Consider the following 17,501-nt stretch of genomic DNA (forward strand, 5'->3'; position numbering starts at 1 on the left):
AGGCCGCAAACTGACCAGCTTCCAGCTATTCGTCGTCCGAAGAGAAATCGTAGTCCATCGACTGGCTCGGGCCTTGCAGATACTGCCCCTGAATGTAGCCGACACCGGCTTGCCACAGCGTGGCCAGCACGGTGGCGCTGTCGACGAAGGGGACAATGGTCTGTTTGTTCTGTTCGTGAAGGTCGGCCAGCAGCTGCTTGAGTGCTTCCTGGTTTTCCTGGCGGCTCAGGTCTTGGGTGTAGGAGCCGTCGATCTTCACGAACTCGGCATCGAGGTGCTTGAGCGTGTTGAACGGGTTCAGCACGCAGCCGAACTGATTCAGGGCGATGCGACAGCCCAGTCCGGTTAGTCCTTGGTTGAGCGCCTTTGCCTGCTTTAGATAGGCGACGGCGTCGTTTTCATCGAGCTGGAACACCAGCGAATCAGGTGGTAGACGCGACGCCTTGAGCGCAACCCCGAGCCAGCTGAGCAATGACGGATCCTGCAAGCTGGCGCTCGACAGGTGGGCGAACAGTCGTGTGCTGTGGCCTTTGCTGCGGTGCTCGGCGAGCAGCTTGATCGAGTTGAGCAGTACCCAGCGGTCGATCCGAGTAGCCAAGCCTGCTTCTTTCGCGGCGCCGAGGAATTCCGCCGGCGGTACTTCCACACCTTGCGGGTCGAGCAGGCGCAGCAGGACTTCGTAATGCTCGTGGCTGTCACCACGCAGGCTGATGATCGGTTGAAATAGCAGACGGAAGCTGTTCTTTTCCAGCGCCTGCTGCAGCATCGCCAAGACGTTGCCGCGGCTAGCGGCAGCGGCCAGCTCGTCGGCCGGATTGTAGATGCTCAGCGCATTGCCATCGGTGAGCTCTTCGGCACAGCGGTGGGCACGGTCGATCACGTCGCGAGCCTTGGCTGTCTGTTCATCGAGCGCGGCGGCACCGATGCTGAGGCTGGTCTGCACGGTGCGACCGCCGATTTCGAAGAGATGGCCCTCGACCTTGCGCAGCAATTTAGTCAGCGGTTGCTCGAGTTGCTGCGGCGTAGTCTCGGGTGCCAGCACCGCAAACGCGTCGTCACCGAAGCGAGCCAGCTCGGCCGTCTCTTTGAATTGCTCGCGCAGCAGCTGGGCCAACTCGGCCAGCAGACGGTCCGAGTCGCCCAGGCCGATTTCGGCTTGCAGACTGGCGAAGCGGTCGACGCGGATGTAGGCGAGGCTAGAACGCTGGGCGGCATTTACCGCGCGCTCGATGGCGGCATCCAGCGATCCGAGGAAATGGTTGCGGTTGTACAGTCCCGTCACCAGATCCTGGCTGCTGATCTCGCGCAGTTTTTCCAGCTCGGCATTGTCGCTTTCCGCACGGATGACCACCTGTATGCACGGTTCGCCGTCATAGCTGGCCGGTGAAAAATGCATGCGCGCCTTGAAGTTGCCGCCATCGGCGCGAATGCCGCCACACACCAGTTCGGCGCTGCCTTGCAGGCTTTGATAGTTCTTCAGAAAGCCTTTGAATTCTCCCTGATCACAGGAAGCGATCAGGTCGATCATCGGCATGCCTTCGAGTTCGTCCACGTCCTCGTAGCCGAACAGGTCGAGGTAGGCTCGGTTGGCGTAGATATGCATGCCGTCGTGGACGTAAGCGATGGCGTCCACCGAGCTGTCGAGCAACAGCTGGCAGCGCTTCTCGGCTTCACGCAGTGCCAGCTCCGCGGAGCGGCGTGCGCGGCGCTCCTCGAGGTTTGCCAGTTCACGTTTGGCAATCAGGATCAGCCACTCGTCTTCACCCTGAGGCAGCGCGCCTTGCGCACCCAGCGCGAGGGCTTCGGTGATCGCGTCGGCATCGTTACCGTCGATCAGCTGGATGATCGGGATGTCCTTGGCATGCTTGCGGATGGCGCCTATGGCTTCCGCGGGGTCGAGATTGACGCTGGTGGGCGCGTTGATCAGTAGATCCCAGGTCTGCTGCAGCGCATCGGCAAGATCCTCACTCGATGTGAGACGGTGCACGCGTGTCGCCTGGCCCGCGTTACGAAACAGGCTGACCAGTCGCTCGGCTTCATTCTGCGAGTCCTCGAGGATCAGCAGGCGGATGGTTTTCTTTTGCGGGGCCATGGCAGCAGCTTTGGAACGCGCCGTAGACGGGGCGTGGGGGGCTAAATAACGATGAGCCGCAATCTACAGCGTGTTCCAGAGTGAGTCAAAATCTTCACCCCGTGGCGCTGCCTGGGTTGTCTTGGCTGTGATCGGCTTCTCCTGGGGAGTGGTCCCCAGGCCTACTCGCTGGAATTCGAACTGGTTATAACTGCTGGTCCCCGTCTGGCGGCGGCAGAGGAGCGCGCGCTCCTCGTCGCCATTCTGGTTGATCTGCACCTTCTGCCCTTCCTGAAACGGCAGGCGCGGCACGATGAGGGCTGCCGGTCGGGAGATCACGCTGATTTCCGGTAGCAGCAAGGCGCGCAGATACTCGCTGCCCTGCTCGGTCTTGCGCAGCAGACGCAGGCCGCAAGGTTGGGCATGCGGCGCGATGAGCTCAACGCCCATCTGTGGTCCGTGCCCGCGGACTTGGCGGATCCAACGCACTACTGCGACGCTCCAGGCCTGGCTGGTCGAATCCTGCAGGCCGAGCAGTTCGCCTGCCTGGAGTTGCGCCGGAACCTCGCCCGGCCAGGATAGACAGTAGCCGCCGGGGCTGTGGTCGACCAGCTGCACCTCGAAAGTCGGGTACGACGCGTCTGCCGGCGGCTTTTCAGGTTTGTCCTCGGCGGTCGTAGGCGCAGCGGTGTTTGCCAGGACGGGCCGGACGAACTCGATGTGGTCGCTCGGCAGAATGCCGTCCTCGTTGATCGCCTGCGCGTCGAAAGCGACGGCCCAGACATCGGGCGCCGCATTGTTCAGTTTGTACTTGGCGGACTGAGCGGCTTCCGGCCGTTTCAGCAGATCGGCGAACGACCGTTGCCCCGCCAGGTGGTAATGCAGTGCACTCATACCGATGCACAGTTTCATCCGGCCTTGCGCTGGGGTGCGCTGGAAGCTGCGCTCGGAAATATCTCCCCAGGCGGCGCATAGATGTTGCAGGAGATCGGGGCTCAAGCCTTCAGGCATTGCAAGCGCGCTGTTCTCGGGCGGCTGCGATGGGGATTGCAGGTGTAGCTGGATGGCATTGACCAGGCCATGCGGATCGATGCCGAGCAGGTGGAGTCGCTCTTCGGCGGCAAACAGCGATCGATAGCGCGGCGGGTGATCGACGCGTGACGACAGGCAGAACAGGCTCGACGGACTTTGCCCGGACTGCAGGCGAATCAGTGCGCTCCAGGGCTCTAGCACCTCAGCCAACTGCGCGATGTTCTGCTGGCGCATCTGGTTGCAGCGGGCGCTGCCGACCATGAGGGCGACGATGTAGCTCTGTTCGATGCTCATGCCTTTGACGCGATAGCCGAGGTCGTCGCGCACGAGGGTGCGGTGCACGCCACGCTCGCTAGCGATGGCGTACAGCTGGTGAAGTTCGAGCCATAGCCCATCGGGTGTCGGGCTGTACAGCTGCGTCGAGCGAACCAGCATCGCGCAGAGGCTGCGGACCGCGCGCTGCAGGGCAATGATGAGCAGTTGCTGGGATTCGCGTCCGGTCTGCGACGACAGCTCGACGGAGATCAGCTTGTAACCGGTGGCAAGGTGGTTCTGCAGCGCCTGGCACAGGCTGGCGACCTTACGCGGCTGTTCGCTGAGGACGATCGGCTGATTGACGAAGTAACGTTCCAGGGCCTTGCAGACCATATGGATTTCCGGTCGCAACAGTTCGAGCAGTTGCAGCCGGCCCTGGGCGGTGGTGCGGAGTCGGTTGAGTTCCTGGATGGCCTGGTACAACTGTCGCGCGGTTTCGCCCAGGTTTGCCTTGGGCAGGCCGGAAAGCCAGCGCCGGACGCCGCGTATGCTGGGTTCGCAGAAAGACAGCCCCTGGCAATCCGGCGTCGGTACGCGCAACAGCGATGGCTGACTCTGGTTATCCAAACGGTGAACTCCGTGGCAAATCCGACGCACTGCCTGGGCTCGGCAATGATGACAGGATCTGCTACCTGTGATGTCAAAACGCAATCTTCGGCTGACATCATAACGAACACAGAGACGTTGGCTAGCCGCAACCGACCATTGGTTTGGCTTTAAGGCTGTGTGAAATCGTCCACTGGAGTGACGACCGAGGGTATCGGCTTGGCCTGTCCCAGGCCTTCGCCCATGCATACCGGCGTCAGTGCCGTAAGCTGTTCGGCCCAGCTGACCTGATCCGGACCGAACAGCAGAATCACCGTGGAGCCCAGTTTGAAGCGGCCCATCTCCGCGCCTTTTTCCAGATGAATCGGCGCGCGTGCCGTTTCGTCGTAACGGGTGGTCTTGAGGGTGCGTTTGGGCGGCGTGACCAGCCCGGCCCATACGGTCTCGATACTGGCGACGATCATTGCGCCGACCAGCACCATAGCCATCGGCCCGCGGTCGGTATCGAACAGGCAAACCACGCGCTCGTTGCGCGCGAACAGCTCCGGTACGCCTTCGGCGGTCACGGTGTTCACCGAGAAGATGCGGCCCGGTACGTAGACCATTTCGCGCAGGGTGCCGGACAGCGGCATATGCACGCGATGGTAATCCTTGGGCGACAGGTACACGGTGGCGAAGTCGCCGCCCATGAAGGGCGCCGCGCGCTCATGGTCGCCGCCGAGCAGCTCCATCACGCTGTAGCTGTGGCCCTTGGCCTGGAAGATCCGGCCCTGCTCGATCCGGCCCAACTGGCTGATGGCACCATCGCAGGGGTTGAGAATCGCGCCGGGCGTCGGATCCAGCGGGCGGGCGCCGTCTTTCAAGGCGCGGGTGAAAAACGCGTTGAAGTGCTCGTAGGCCATCGGGTCTTCGATCTGTGCCTCGCGCATGTCCACCTGAAAATGCCGCACGAACCATTTGATGAAGGTGTTCTTCACCCATGGCAGGCGGCATTCGGCAAGACAGCCGGCGAGGCGCGAGATCAGGTGGTGCGGGAGCAGGTACTGACTGAATACGAACAAGCGATCTTTCATGGATGACCTTTTCATTGCTGAATCGGGGTGTCGGGCAGGTTGCCCCATTCGCCCCAGGAGCCGGGGTATCCCTTCACCTTTGGATAGCCCAGGGCTTTGGCCAGAAGGTAGGTGAAACCGGAGCGGTGATGCGTCTGGCAGTGGGTGACGATTTCCTTGTCCGCGGTGATGCCGAGCGCGACCAGCTGCTCGGCGATGTCTTCGCGAATGCGCATGGCGCGGGACGGGTCCATCGCCGCGGTCCATTCGAAATTGATCGCACCGGGGATATGGCCGCCGCGTGCCGCCAGCACCTTCTCGCCGCGGTACTCTTCGGGCGAGCGCGCGTCCCAGACGACCAGTTCCGAAGCGCCCAGCCGGCTTTCGATGTATTCCCGAGTCGCGCTCGGGCTTTCATCGAGCTGGAGTGCGACTGAGTCGCCCACGGCGTCAGGAACCTCTTGCGACAGTGGGCGTTGTTCGGCCAGCCAGGCGTGCAGGCCGCCGTTCAGGTAGTGGTAGTGACGATGACCGATGACGTCCAGCAGCCAGATGAAACGCCCGGCCCAACCGCCACCTTCATCGTCATAGACGACATAAACCGCATCGGCGCGATGCCCCAGCGCGCCGAACATCGATTCCAGCTGGTCCTTGCCGGGCAACTTTCCCGGTGCTGGCGGCAGGCCGAGCTGGGTCCGCTTGGGGTCGACGAATCGCGCGCCGGGGATGTGGCCTTCGGCGTAGCGGCTCGCACTGGTCAGGTCGACCAGGATCAGCTCGGGGGCATCCAAACGTTCGGCCAGATCGACCGGTTCGATTACCAGAGGCAGGTTTGAAAAGGCGGACACGGTAAGTCTCGGGCTGTCAGAAAGGAGCCAGTCTAGCAGGCTGTTGAAAACGTAGGCGAGGCAGGCAATACAAGGCGCAACGACCAGCGGGAGTAACAGCCGCAGGCTGGCCCGAAGGGTGAGCACAGCGAATCAAAACAGCCGAAGAAGCGGGCCGGGCTCGCGTACGAGTTTAGGTGTTCTAAATGAGCATTTTGACTGGGCTCGCAACCGAGGCTGTTTTTAACGCCGTATTGCCAACGCAGGTAGTTTACAACGGTCTGCTGGCGAAAAATCAGCGGCCGCGCTTGCTAAACGTTGCCAGGGCGCGCTCGATGCACTGGACGGTCTTGGTGAACGCCTGCACGCCCGTTTCGCTGAACGCGGTGTTGCCCTGATCGGCCACCACCAGCATGACCACCCGACCCTCCTGACCCACGGAGCGCAACAGGACATGCTCGCTGGGAAACAACGCTTTCAGCGCGCCCGGTAGCAAGGCGGAGAATTGCGCCACGTTGTCGGGCGTGAGTCGCAGCAGGGCGGGCTTTTCCAGCAGCCTGCGCAATACCTGGCTCTGATCCGGCTCGAGAATAAGTCGGGAGGCCTCGCGCGGCAGGCCACTGGCTTGCTGGCTGACCAGGCGCTGCTGCCTGCGGTCGACGATCATTAGCAGCACCCGCTGCATGCCGGCACAGGTCAGTGCTTTGCACGCAGTGGCGGTGAGCTGGATGACATTGTCGTATGGGCAGGGCTCGCTGAGCAGTTCACGGCAATGCGTACGCCATTGCGTCAGCGCTTCGGTATTAGGCAGCCTGGCGACCTTTTCGACCTGAAACACCGTTTGCCACGGCCACAGCAGAGCCTGGGCCGGGTGCCAAAGGTCGGTCTTCCCTATCGTCTGCGCACTGGCTGCGGCCTGCTGGTGCACCATTTGCTGCAGTTCGGTCAGCGGGACCTGCAAGTACAGCCCGGCGAGCCGCTGCCAGCGCAGGCTGTGAATGCCGCTCCAGCTGTGGTGTGCCGAAAGCGCCAGGCCGTTGGCCAGCACGATGGTATTGCTCGGCAGCGTGAGCCAGCGACGCAGCTCCGGATCGGCATCTAGCATCTGTTGCTGATGCAGCGGATGTTCGTTATCGCGGGCGACGTGCAGCGCCTTGATCAGCATTCGTCGATTTTGGCTGAGCAACCGATAACCTTGGGCGATCCATCCGGGCAGCCCCCAATGCTCGGCGACCGCCACGCAAAGTTCCAATAACGGGATGCCCAGCAAGGCCTGTTCGACCTGAGGCGCCGGCTCGCGTCTGACTAGCACACGTTGTTCCCAGGCTTCGAGCAGTTCTGGATGCGCCGCGACCAGCGTCCATACGGGGGCGAGAAACAGCAGGCTGCTCCAGTGTATTTCCTGCCAGAGCCGCGCGAGGCGGGCTGCGAACAGTCCATTGGCCTGTTGGCTGGCGTGTCGGCTGATCAGCACCATCTGCCGCAACGGCGCAGGGATTTCGCTGGGCCGGGCTGCCGGAATCCCCGCGATCAGTGCTTCGGCTCGTTTCAAACCGATGCGGCTGAGCGCGACTTCGAGGCTTTCTGCAGGCTTGCCGGCCGATGCCGCGCTGCGGTTAGCTTCGCGAATCACGTTGAGCGCCAGGATCGGACTTTCCTGAATCAGCTCGGCGATCTGTCGCATGGACTTGCTGCTGTCGCGCATTGCCCGCTGAACTCTTGCATGCGGGTCGGCGAATGCAGGCAGCACAACGGCGTCTAGCGCCTTGATCCAGGCGGGGAGCGTGCGTGGGAGAGGGGGTGTGGTCATGGCGCCACCGAACTGGCATTTCATCGGGTTGGCCTTTAGTCTGGCGCAAAAGCTCCGATAACCAGAACAATTCTTTCATACGCCCCGCCTGTGACCCCGGAGCGCGCGATGTCGCGTGGCTTGTTTCAGGTGCCTTGTGATCAGGTTTTAGACGTACCTCATATGGCAAAGATTATTGGCATCCTCGTAGTAATCGGCAGCGTGCTCGGCGGTTTCATGCTGTCCGGCGGCAAGCTCGGCGCGCTTATCCACCCGTTCGAGGTCATGATCATTGGGGGAGCGGCGCTCGGTGGCTTCTTGCAGGCCAACCCCGGCAGCACCACCAAAGTGGTGTTCAAGAAATCGCTGCAGATGTTCAGCACGCGATTTACCCACAAGTACTATTTGGAAGTGCTGGGGATGCTCTACGAGATCCTCAACAAGAGCCGCCGCGAAGGAATGATGGCGATCGAGGCGGACCTCGAAGACCCCAAGGCCAGCCCAATCTTCAGTAAATATCCGGCGATCCTCAAGGACGAACGCATGACGGCGTTCGTCTGCGATTACTTGCGCATCATGTCGTCCGGCAATATGGCTCCGCACGAGCTGGAAGGGCTGTTCGACATGGAGTTGAATAGCCTCAAGGAAGAACTCGAACATCCCTCGCACGCCGTAGCCAAGGTCGCCGACGGCTTGCCCGCGATGGGGATCGTGGCCGCGGTTCTGGGGATCGTGATCACCATGTCGATTCTGGCGTCCGCCTCGAACGCCGAGATCGGGGAAAAGGTCGCGACGGCACTGGTGGGCACCTTCCTCGGTATTCTCGCCTCCTATGGCTTCTTCGGTCCGCTGGCCGGTGCGCTCGAGCACGACGCTAAAGAAGAGCTCAATCTCTACGAAAGCATCAAGGCCACTCTGGTGGCGTCGGCGTCGGGCATGCCGCCAACGCTCGCCGTGGAGTTTGGCCGCAAGGTACTTCTTCCGGCGCATCGCCCGAGCTTCTCTGAGCTCGAACAAGCCATGCGTGGTAGCTAAGCGCGATCATGGACAATACCCAACCGATTATCGTCAAACGGGTCAAGAAATCCGCGGCCGGGCACCATGGCGGTGCCTGGAAGATCGCCTTCGCCGACTTCGCCACGGCCATGATGGCGTTCTTTCTGGTGATGTGGCTGATGTCCTCGGCAACGCCGGAACAGAAACGCGCCATCTCCGGTTATTTCCAGGACCCGATCGGCTTTACCGAAAGTGCCAGCCCCCATGTGATCGATCTGGGTGGTACGCCGACGCCAGCGCCGGACCGTACGCTCAACGATGTGGTCGACCCGGCCGTGCAACAGGCCGAAGCGTCGCTCAACGCCGATCAGGCGCAAACCTTCGCCGAGCAGTTGGAGCGCGAGCGGCTGGAGTTATTGTTGCAGGAGCTGCAGAACAAGATCGACGAAAATCCCGACCTGACCCGTTTCAAGGATCAGATCCTGTTCGAGATCACCCAGGACGGGCTGCGCATTCAGATCATGGATGCCGAGAATCGCCCGATGTTCGCCTTGGGCAGCGCGCAGCTGCAGCCCTACTTCGAGGACATTCTGCTGGCGATGGCCGACACCATTCGCGCCGTGCCGAACAAGATCAGCATCAGCGGGCACACCGATGCCAAGCCTTACTCGGGACGAAGTGATTTCGGTAACTGGGAGCTATCGGCAGGACGCGCCAACGCGGCTCGGCGCACGCTTGTCGCCGGAGGCTATCCGGAGGATCAGCTTGCCCGCGTGGTGGGTTATGCCTCATCGGCCCTGTTCGATCGGGATGATCCGCTGAACCCGGTCAATCGTCGCATCGACATTCTGGTGCTGACGAAGAAGGCCCAGCGCAACATCGAAGGGGAACAGTCGGACGCGGATGCGGTTGACGCTTCCGTTGAATCGCAATTGTCGGGGGCCGCGACGGCCAATCCCGATGGAGCTTCAGTCATCGAAGTACCCGATCCGCTGCCACCGACGCAGCTGCGCGAGCGGTTGAATATCTTCGAGGAAGGGGTGCTGCAGTTCGACGAGCCAATAAGCCAATAAGCCGATCAAGCGCTTGAGGCTGGAAGCTGGAAGGGAAAGCTGGAAAGAAACAGCTTAAATACTAGCGGCGAGCCGAATGCTCTCCAGCCCAGGCTAATAATCCGCCTCCGACAGGGTGCTGATGATGTAGCGATAACTGGCCATGCGTTGTGGCTGGATCTGTCCTTGTTCCAGCGCCTTCAGCAGAGCGCAGCCTGGCTCGCGGTCGTGCTTGCAGTCGCGAAACCGGCAATGCCCGAGCAGATCCTGAAACTCGACGAACCCGGCTTCCACGTCGGCTCTGCTGACGTGTCCCAGGCCGAATTCACGGATGCCGGGTGAGTCGATCAATTCACCGCCGCCGGGGAAATGGAATAGCCGTGCGGTGGTCGTAGTGTGGGTGCCCTTGCCGGTCATTTCCGACAGTGCGCCTACGCGGGTGTCGACGCCCGGCAACAGACTGTTCACCAACGACGATTTACCCACTCCTGACTGGCCGACGAACACGCTGACATGGCCGTCGAGCCGCGCTTTCAGTGTATCCATGCCCGCGCCGTCGTGGGCGGAGACTTCCATCAGCGGGTAGCCGAGTTCGCGGTAGACCGAGAGCAGCGCGTTGAGTGCGCCTTCGTTTTGCGCATTGATCAGATCCGCCTTGTTCAATAGCAGCAGCGGCGTGATACCGGCGTGCTCGGCGGCAATCAGATAGCGATCGATAAGATTGGCGTGCGGTTCGGGCAACGGGGCGAAGACGATCACGATCAGATCGACGTTAGCCGCGACCGGCTTGAGTTGGCCACGCGTATCGGGACGGCAGAGTTCGGATTGGCGCGGCAGCTGCGCAACGATGATGCCGATGCCCTGATTGCCCGGTCGCCAGACCACATTGTCGCCCGTGACAAGGGCTGGCAGGTTGGCGCGTAGATGACAGCGAAATACCTGGCCGCGGTGCTCGCCTTCTTGCGCCTCGACTTCGACCTGCACGCCGAAGTGCGCGATGACCAGGCCCGTCTGCTCCGGCCCCAGGTCGCCGCCTTCCAGTTCTTCCACTGCGCGTGATTCCCGTCGCGCCGCACGCGAGGCGCGCTCTTCCTGGATCTTCTCGATGCGCCAGCTTTGCCGGCGGTTGAGTTGGCGTTTGGCCATTTGCGTAGGGTGCCCAGGCTTGGAAAGTAGGCGAGTCTAGCATGCCGGCAGTTGCGTGCCGTGGGCCTGTATGGCGCGGTTCGGGACGGTTAGACTCGACCCAACACCTCGCTCGTGACATGTCCTCATGCCTGCCTTTTCATTTACGCGATTTCCCGCCTTGTTGGCGTTGCTCAGCCAGCTGTCGTCGCTGCTCATCAGCTGGCTGCTGTTGCTGGCACTGGCTCGGTTCGCGGGCTGGCATGTCAGTCTGCTGACGGCCGCCTGGCTGCAGGGATCGCTTGCCGCGCTGCTCGGGCATTTGCTCGGGCTGTCGCGCTGGTGGTTGCCGATCAATCTCGCCTTCGTGCCGGGTTTGGTGCTGTTGCAGGACCATTCTCTGCCGCCCTGGTCGTTGCTGGTCGGCTTCCTGGTGTTGCTCTTACTTAACGGCAATGCGCTGATCGAGCGAGTGCCGCTGTACCTGACCGGCACTGCGGCCGAGCGCCGCCTGGACGAGCGACTGGCGGGACTACCGGACGGCTTTCGCTTCATCGATCTGGGCAGCGGGCTCGGCGGTACGCTGGTACGGCTGGCGCGGGCTTACCCGTCGGCGCACTTCGTTGGCGTCGAGACCGCGCCGCTGACGTTCGCGCTGTGCTGGCTGCGCTGTCTGTTCCAGCGCAACTGCCGGGTGCGGTTTCGCAGTTTCTGGCGCGAGCCGCTGGACCACTACGATGTGGTCTATTGCTTCCTGTCGCCCGCGCCCATGCCGGCGCTGTGGCGCAAGGCGTGTGCGGAGATGCGGCCGGACGCGCTACTGATCAGCAACAGTTTCGAAGTGCCGGGGATCGAGGCGCAGGAGAGCCTCCCGGTTGATGACTGGCGCCACTCGCGCTTGCTGATCTGGCAGCCCGGCGCCGTTGCGCAGCCTGACGGGCGCCCCGTCAGCGGCTAAACTGCGCGCCACAGCCAAGGAGCTCATCATGCAGAATCCGCAGAATCTCATCTGGATCGACCTGGAAATGACCGGTCTGGATCCTGATAACGACGTCATCATCGAAATGGCCACTATCGTCACCGATAGCCAGCTAAATGTACTGGCCGAAGGGCCGGTCATCGCCGTTCACCAGAGCGACGAGATTCTTGCCGGGATGGATGAATGGAATACGTGCCAGCACGGCGGTTCCGGGCTGACTCAGCGAGTACGCGACAGCAGAATCTCTACCGAGGAAGCCGAGGCGCAGACGCTGGCGTTTTTGGAGCAGTGGGTGCCGAAGGGCAAGTCACCGATCTGCGGTAACAGCATCTGCCAGGACCGGCGCTTTCTGTACCGCCGCATGCCTCGCCTGGAAGCCTATTTCCACTACCGCAACCTGGACGTCTCCACCCTCAAGGAGTTGGCCGCGCGCTGGGCGCCGGACGTGCTGGCCAGCTTCAAGAAGGGAAACACGCATCTGGCGCTGGACGACATTCGCGAATCGATCGCCGAGCTGCGTCACTATCGAGCGCATTTCATTAAGGGCTGAAAGACGACAAAAGCGCTGGAGACTGGAATGCTGGACGATTAAAAGCAGCCTGAAGGCGTTTGATGGACGTCTGGCCAAAGCCCTCACGCTGTCCAGCCTCCAGCCTCCAGCCTCCAGCCTCCAGCCTCCAGCCTCCAGCCTCTTTTATCGTCCCAAACGCCTCAGTTCGTCCGACTCGACCACCCGAGTCCCTTCTCCGTCTTCCAATGCCAGGCGCCAGAGTGCGCGGGCGAGGATGCAGGCCGAGATGCCGCGATACTTGCCGGGCAACAGATAGGAAAGTGGGGCGGTCAACCGCTCCATGGGACGCACCTCCATGCGCGGGCCCAGCAATTGGGCTGGGCGGGCTATGGTCAGTTGCGGCCAGTCCTGAGCGCGCAGCGCTTCTTCCATCTCGCCTTTGACTCGGCAATAGAAGATTGAGCTGTCCGGGTTGGCGCCTAGTGCGCTAATCACCAGCAGGTGCCGTGCGCCTAGTTCGCGGGCGCGTTTAGCGAATTCCACCACCAAGTCGTGATCGATGGCGCGGAAGGCGTCCTGACTTCCCGCTTCCTTGATGGTACTGCCCAGGCAACAGAACGCGGTGTCGATCTCTCCTGACAGCTGCGGCAGCACTGTCTGCAGAGGGCCGACCGGGTTTTCCAGCCGAGGGTGCTCGGCCAGCGGCTTGCGGCTGGGAGCCAGAACGCACTCCACCGTGGGTTCGTTGAGCAGGCGGTCGAGCAGATGCTCGCCGGTCAGCCCGGTGGCGCCGGCAAGCAAAATACGCTGTGGCGTCAAATACATGGTTTGGCTTCCTGTAACGATCAGTCGGTCGACGTGGACGGTTGTTGGGTCAGTGCACGCCAGTGTTCGACAACCTGCTCCGGCGCCCAGATTTGTGGTTCCGAAGCCTGATAGTGGTCGGCTTGCTCCCGTTCGGCAACCTTCGCCTGCGCCAGTGTGAAGGCTTGCAGAATATCGCTGGTTTCCTGCAGCGCTTCGGCGAACAGGGCCCGGCCGAAATAGGTGAAGTCGCTTTCCTCGGAGCAGCCGAAGGACACCCGGTCGGCGCGCGCGGCGGTAATCACCAGGGTGTTCTGGTTTTTCAAGGGCTCGATGAAACCGCCGGAATAGCAGGCGGAGATCACCACCAGCTTGTTGCGATCGGCGAGCGGGGCCAGCAATCGTGCCAGCTCGGCTGCCGGCAGGTCTTCCAGCGCCAGCCGCGGCTGCGCTACCGCAAGCTCGTGATCAGCCGAGCCGTGGCTGGTGAGGTAGATGAAGATCAGATCCTCCGTGCCGCTGCGCTCGGCGAGCGTCTGGATGGCCCGTGAAAGATTCTCGCGCGTGGCCAGCGGGCGATCGGCGATATGGTCGCGGTGGTTGGCCAGGCTGATTTGGCCTCGGGCGGCGAAACGCTCGGTTAGCAGCTTGTCAATGTAATCGACTTCGCGAAGGAACACGCTTTGCCTGCCATCACCGGCGAAGGTCAGACTGTAGAGCTCGACGGCCGGCGTCGAGGGAGGAACCGCGTCGAGCGCCTCGGCGAGTAAACGCCCCTGATTCAACAGTCCCAGCTCCAGCGGGTCGCTCAGGTGCTTGCCGCTGCTGTCCTCGATGAGGCGACCGGCACGCCATGTGCCGGATTGGCTCGTGCCGTCGGTGCGGGTAAGGGTGCCGGTGCCTTCGAAGCGGCCCGCACGGAAATCGCCCTGGTAGAGGCTGCCGTCCGGCTGCTCTAGACGGCCCTTGCCGTGATACTGCCACTGTCTGAACTCACCGCTGTAGCGCGTACCGTCGATGCTGGTGTACTCACCTTTGCCGCTCAGTTCGCCCTGCTTGAAGGTGCCTTTCCAGACGTCGCCGTTGGCGTCCTCATAGCGGCCTTGCCCATGAAACAAGTCGTTCTCGAAACCGCCCAGGTAGTGCTCGCCGTTGCTGCCGCGATAGGCGCCTTCACCGTTCAGGCTGCCATTGACGAAGGTGCCGATAAACACCCCGCTCGCGTCACTGCGGGTGCCTTCGCCATAGGGCTGGCCGGCGGCGAATTCGCCTTCGTACGTGACGCCGGCGGCGCTCGCCAGTTTGCCGGTGCCCTCGTAGAGATCGTTTTTGAATTCTCCCTCGTAGCTCAGGCCCGGCTCGCTATAGCGCCCCGCGCCGTTGAGGCTGCCGTGCTCGAAACGGCCTTCATACACGCCGCCTGTTGCATAGCTGAAGCGCCCTTGGCCATCGAACAGCCCCTGTTTGAATTCACCGTGATAGCGGTCACCGTTGGCGCCTTGCCAGCTGCCGTGGCCGTGCCATTGGCCGTCCTTGAATGTGCCGGTGTAGTAGCTGCCGTTGGGGTAGTCGATGCGCCCTTGGCCCTGCAAAAGACCATCGATGACCTCGCCCCGATAGCGTCCTCCATCTGGCAGCACGGCATCGGCGGGCAGCAGCGGCTCGCCGTCACCGCACGCGGCGAGAAAACTGGCAAATAGGAGCGGGATGAGGTGGCGCATGCGGTCATCCAGTGGACGGGATGCCCGCAGTATGCCGCAAACGGGACGGGGTGCGGGGCCGGCGCCCCCTTCTGTTCAGAGGATGCAGAGCGCCAGGGTTTCGGCGATGTAGGCGGGTTTTTCCACGCCTTCGATCTCCATCACGGCGCGGCATTTGAGCAGCCATTGCCCCGGATTCTTCTCGTGTGCGTCCAGCAGCGTCGCCGCCACGCGAACCCGCGACCCGACCCTGACCGGCTGGATGAAGCGCAGGCTGTCGAGGCCATAATTCACGCCCATTTTGACGCCTTCGGGCCGAACCATCAGGTCCTCCATCAGCATCGGCAGTAACGACAGCGATAGAAAGCCATGCGCGATGGTCCCGCCGAAAGGTGTCTGTGCGGCCTTCTCGGGGTCGATATGGATGAATTGATGGTCGCCGGTGCATTCGGCGAACTGGTCGACTCGCTGCTGGTCGACAGTGAACCATTCGGAGCGGCCAAGCTCCTTGCCAATGTAGTCCTTGAGTTCTGCTACGGGTACCTGCGGCATATGCCCTCCGGGCTTTTGTTTTAGTCAAGCTAGATCAGCACGCGCCTGGCGGCGAATCAACCAAGCATGGTTGCCGCGAATGGTGGGTCATAGGCCGAGTTGGTACCTGCGGCAGCGCTCGTTGTGGGGCGCGCGTATGATCGCGCGTCTTTCGCTTCGGAGGCGTTCATGCTGCTACGCGGACTAACCTGGCTGGTGCTGTTCCAGCTGCTCGGCACCGCACTCAACGTGCTGGTGCTGCCCATATTGCCGGGGCCGATCATTGGCCTCCTGCTGTTGTTCGTGGCGCTGATGATGCGCGGCGAGGCCGGCGAGTCGCTGCAATTGGCGGCCAGGAGTCTGCTGCGTTATCTGCCGCTGCTGCTGGTCCCGCCAGCTGTGGGCGTGATGGCGTATACCGAGGCGATTCTCAATGATTTCTGGGCCATCGTCGGCGTGTTGGTGGTTTCTCTGGTGGTGTCGCTGGTATTCACCGGCTGGTTGATGCAGGCACTGATTCGTCGCCAGCAGCGCAAGGCGGAGCGGGCATGATCGCGGTGCAATGGCAGGCGGCCTGGGAGGCGGTGATTCACCATCCGCTATTCGGCGTGGCGATTACCCTGGCGGCTTTCCAGTTGGCGTTCGCCGCCTACGAAAAGACCCGCTGGGTGTTTTTGCAGCCGGTGCTGGTGTCGATGGTGGTGGTCGTCAGCATACTGCTGGCCTGTGGCCTCAGCTATGACGAATACCGTGACAGTGCACAGATGCTCACCGTGCTGCTCGGCCCCGCGACGGTGGCGCTGGCCGTGCCGCTGTATCTCAATCTGCGGCGGATTCGCGAGCTGTTCGGGCCGATCATGCTTACCCTGCTACTGGCCGGCACTGGCGCTACGGCGCTGGGTATGACGCTGGCCTGGGCCTTTGGCGCCGATCAGATGATCCTGATGACGCTGGCACCCAAGTCCGTGACCTCGCCCATCGCCATGCTGGTGGCCGAGCAGATCGGCGGCGTGGTGGCGCTGGCGGCGGTGTTCGTGATGATCACCGGCATCATCGGCGCGATCATTGGTCCGGAACTGTTGCGCCGATTCGGCGTTCAGCATCCAGCAGCCCGAGGCATGGCACTGGGCCTGACCGCCCACGCGGTAGGTACCGCGCAGGCGCTGCAGGAAGGCGACGAGTGCGGTGCTTTCGCGGCGCTGGCCATGAGTCTGATGGGTGTCATGACGGCGGTGCTGCTGCCACTGGCCGTGTTGCTGTTGTCATAGGGTCTGTTGACGTTTCTTCGCGAGCCGCGTTGCTGTGACAAATGTCGCCAGGCCGGGCGGCGTTCCGCAAGGCGCGGGACGCAGGTAATGGCCTGGCCGGCCGCGTCGTTCCCTTGCCAAGTCCCGCAACGCCGCCTGGCGTCATTTGCCGCGCAACCCGAAGGGGCGGGCCGGTTTTAGCGCGATACTGCGTTTCTCGTCGCTTATTTGGAGCGACCAAACTGCGCGACTCGCGCCTTGTCTCGCGCTAAAACCGGTTCCGCCGCGGCCGTGACGAAACGCCAACTGACCCTAAGGAGTCCGAATGAAGCTGCCGTTGTTTCCGCTCGATACCGTGTTGTTCCCCGGTTGCACCCTGGATTTGCAGATATTCGAGGCGCGCTATCTGGACATGGTCAGCAGTTGCCTGAAAGCGGGGCACGGCTTTGGTGTGGTACGCATCATCGAGGGCAGCGAGGTGGGCCTGGCGGCGAGCGAATACGCGCTGACCGGTTGTGAGGCGCTGATCCGCGACTGGCAGCAGCGACCCAATGGCTTGCTCGGCATCCGCGTCGAGGGTGGTCGTCGTTTCGATGTGCATTCGGCCGAGGTGCAGCGCGACCAGCTGACGGTCGCCGACATCAGCTGGCGTGACGAAATCGATGAGCGCCCTTTGGGCGCCGAGCATGCCGATCTGGTGACGTTGCTCGAAGCCCTGGGTCAGCATCCCGTGGTCGAGACGCTGGGCATGGGCGGAGCGGTGCAGGGGCAGTGTTCGCTGGCGCATCAACTTGCCTATCTGCTGCCTTTTCAGCCGGAGCAGAAAATCGAACTGCTGCAGCTGGACGATCCTCGGTTGCAGCTACAGCACATTCAACGCTGGCTCGAACAATTGCAGGGTGATGCCGGCGAATAACGACGGTG

General features: G+C 62.3%; 16 protein-coding genes. 7 read left to right on the forward strand and 9 right to left on the reverse strand.

The window, feature by feature from the left end:
* Positions 1-25: 25 nt before the first annotated feature.
* The 5 genes from NA645_RS03290 to NA645_RS03310 form a co-directional block, all read right to left on the reverse strand.
* Entirely contained in the window at positions 26-2,092 is a 2,067-nt protein-coding gene (locus NA645_RS03290) for an EAL domain-containing response regulator (RefSeq protein ID WP_256047500.1), read from the reverse strand.
* A gap of 63 nt (positions 2,093-2,155) precedes the next feature.
* On the reverse strand, positions 2,156-3,985 hold the full coding sequence (locus NA645_RS03295; RefSeq protein WP_256047501.1) for a molecular chaperone: 1,830 nt from the start codon (positions 3,983-3,985) through the stop codon (positions 2,156-2,158).
* A 149-nt stretch (positions 3,986-4,134) separates the two neighbouring features.
* Positions 4,135-5,037, reverse strand: a complete 903-nt coding sequence (gene asd, locus NA645_RS03300) for an archaetidylserine decarboxylase (protein WP_256047502.1) — start codon at positions 5,035-5,037, stop codon at positions 4,135-4,137.
* An 11-nt stretch (positions 5,038-5,048) separates the two neighbouring features.
* On the reverse strand, positions 5,049-5,864 hold the full coding sequence (locus NA645_RS03305; protein WP_256047503.1) for a rhodanese-like domain-containing protein: 816 nt from the start codon (positions 5,862-5,864) through the stop codon (positions 5,049-5,051).
* 274 nt (positions 5,865-6,138) lie between these two features.
* Entirely contained in the window at positions 6,139-7,653 is a 1,515-nt protein-coding gene (locus NA645_RS03310) for an HDOD domain-containing protein (RefSeq protein WP_256047504.1), read from the reverse strand.
* Positions 7,654-7,815: 162 nt separating this feature from the next.
* Here NA645_RS03310 and motA point away from each other — a divergent pair, with 162 nt between their 5' ends.
* The gene (motA, locus tag NA645_RS03315) at positions 7,816-8,667 is read left to right on the forward strand and encodes a flagellar motor stator protein MotA (RefSeq protein WP_131650034.1); all 852 of its coding nucleotides are present in this window, start codon (positions 7,816-7,818) and stop codon (positions 8,665-8,667) included.
* Between the two features lie 8 nt (positions 8,668-8,675).
* Positions 8,676-9,701 (forward strand): flagellar motor protein MotB, encoded by a 1,026-nt coding sequence (gene motB, locus NA645_RS03320; protein WP_256047505.1) that lies wholly within the window; start codon positions 8,676-8,678, stop codon positions 9,699-9,701.
* A 93-nt stretch (positions 9,702-9,794) separates the two neighbouring features.
* Here the strand turns inward: motB and rsgA are convergent, their stop codons facing one another.
* A complete protein-coding gene (gene rsgA, locus NA645_RS03325) occupies positions 9,795-10,826 on the reverse strand; it encodes a small ribosomal subunit biogenesis GTPase RsgA (protein WP_256047506.1) in 1,032 nt (343 codons plus the stop codon).
* Positions 10,827-10,953: 127 nt separating this feature from the next.
* On the opposite strand from rsgA, the gene NA645_RS03330 reads away from it, so the two are divergent.
* Positions 10,954-11,763 (forward strand): class I SAM-dependent methyltransferase, encoded by an 810-nt coding sequence (locus NA645_RS03330; protein WP_256047507.1) that lies wholly within the window; start codon positions 10,954-10,956, stop codon positions 11,761-11,763.
* Between the two features lie 28 nt (positions 11,764-11,791).
* Positions 11,792-12,334: an oligoribonuclease gene (gene orn, locus NA645_RS03335; RefSeq protein WP_256047508.1), complete on the forward strand. Its 543-nt coding sequence runs from the start codon at positions 11,792-11,794 to the stop codon at positions 12,332-12,334.
* Between the two features lie 144 nt (positions 12,335-12,478).
* Here the strand turns inward: orn and NA645_RS03340 are convergent, their stop codons facing one another.
* The 3 genes from NA645_RS03340 to NA645_RS03350 all read right to left on the reverse strand — a co-directional run bounded on the left by NA645_RS03340 (position 12,479) and on the right by NA645_RS03350 (position 15,351).
* Entirely contained in the window at positions 12,479-13,120 is a 642-nt protein-coding gene (locus NA645_RS03340) for an oxidoreductase (RefSeq protein WP_256047509.1), read from the reverse strand.
* 20 nt (positions 13,121-13,140) lie between these two features.
* Positions 13,141-14,820, reverse strand: a complete 1,680-nt coding sequence (locus NA645_RS03345) for a C13 family peptidase (protein WP_256047510.1) — start codon at positions 14,818-14,820, stop codon at positions 13,141-13,143.
* A gap of 75 nt (positions 14,821-14,895) precedes the next feature.
* Positions 14,896-15,351, reverse strand: a complete 456-nt coding sequence (locus NA645_RS03350) for a MaoC family dehydratase (protein ID WP_256047511.1) — start codon at positions 15,349-15,351, stop codon at positions 14,896-14,898.
* Positions 15,352-15,519: 168 nt separating this feature from the next.
* Here NA645_RS03350 and NA645_RS03355 point away from each other — a divergent pair, with 168 nt between their 5' ends.
* The 3 genes from NA645_RS03355 (at position 15,520) to NA645_RS03365 (ending at position 17,493) form a co-directional block, all read left to right on the forward strand.
* A complete protein-coding gene (locus NA645_RS03355; protein WP_256047512.1) occupies positions 15,520-15,882 on the forward strand; it encodes a CidA/LrgA family protein in 363 nt (120 codons plus the stop codon).
* Complete coding sequence (locus NA645_RS03360; RefSeq protein WP_256047513.1) at positions 15,879-16,598, forward strand: LrgB family protein; 720 nt, start codon at positions 15,879-15,881, stop codon at positions 16,596-16,598. Before NA645_RS03355 ends, NA645_RS03360 begins: the two co-directional genes overlap by 4 nt.
* Positions 16,599-16,902: 304 nt before the next feature.
* Positions 16,903-17,493, forward strand: coding sequence for an LON peptidase substrate-binding domain-containing protein (locus NA645_RS03365; protein WP_256047514.1), 591 nt, complete (start codon positions 16,903-16,905; stop codon positions 17,491-17,493).
* Positions 17,494-17,501 lie beyond the last annotated feature (8 nt).

This window comes from Stutzerimonas stutzeri, assembly GCF_024448955.1.
In the GTDB taxonomy this organism is placed as follows: Bacteria; Pseudomonadota; Gammaproteobacteria; order Pseudomonadales; family Pseudomonadaceae; genus Stutzerimonas; species Stutzerimonas stutzeri_AQ.

Coding starts and splice junctions, on each gene's coding strand:
- NA645_RS03290 (WP_256047500.1), bottom strand. CDS start 2,092: ATGGCCCCGCAAAAGAAAACCATCCGCCTGCTGATCCTCGAGGACTCG.
- asd (WP_256047502.1), bottom strand. CDS start 5,037: ATGAAAGATCGCTTGTTCGTATTCAGTCAGTACCTGCTCCCGCACCAC.
- NA645_RS03310 (WP_256047504.1), bottom strand. CDS start 7,653: ATGACCACACCCCCTCTCCCACGCACGCTCCCCGCCTGGATCAAGGCG.
- motA (WP_131650034.1), top strand. CDS start 7,816: ATGGCAAAGATTATTGGCATCCTCGTAGTAATCGGCAGCGTGCTCGGC.
- motB (WP_256047505.1), top strand. CDS start 8,676: ATGGACAATACCCAACCGATTATCGTCAAACGGGTCAAGAAATCCGCG.
- rsgA (WP_256047506.1), bottom strand. CDS start 10,826: ATGGCCAAACGCCAACTCAACCGCCGGCAAAGCTGGCGCATCGAGAAG.
- NA645_RS03330 (WP_256047507.1), top strand. CDS start 10,954: ATGCCTGCCTTTTCATTTACGCGATTTCCCGCCTTGTTGGCGTTGCTC.
- orn (WP_256047508.1), top strand. CDS start 11,792: ATGCAGAATCCGCAGAATCTCATCTGGATCGACCTGGAAATGACCGGT.
- NA645_RS03340 (WP_256047509.1), bottom strand. CDS start 13,120: ATGTATTTGACGCCACAGCGTATTTTGCTTGCCGGCGCCACCGGGCTG.
- NA645_RS03345 (WP_256047510.1), bottom strand. CDS start 14,820: ATGCGCCACCTCATCCCGCTCCTATTTGCCAGTTTTCTCGCCGCGTGC.
- NA645_RS03350 (WP_256047511.1), bottom strand. CDS start 15,351: ATGCCGCAGGTACCCGTAGCAGAACTCAAGGACTACATTGGCAAGGAG.
- NA645_RS03355 (WP_256047512.1), top strand. CDS start 15,520: ATGCTGCTACGCGGACTAACCTGGCTGGTGCTGTTCCAGCTGCTCGGC.
- NA645_RS03360 (WP_256047513.1), top strand. CDS start 15,879: ATGATCGCGGTGCAATGGCAGGCGGCCTGGGAGGCGGTGATTCACCAT.
- NA645_RS03365 (WP_256047514.1), top strand. CDS start 16,903: ATGAAGCTGCCGTTGTTTCCGCTCGATACCGTGTTGTTCCCCGGTTGC.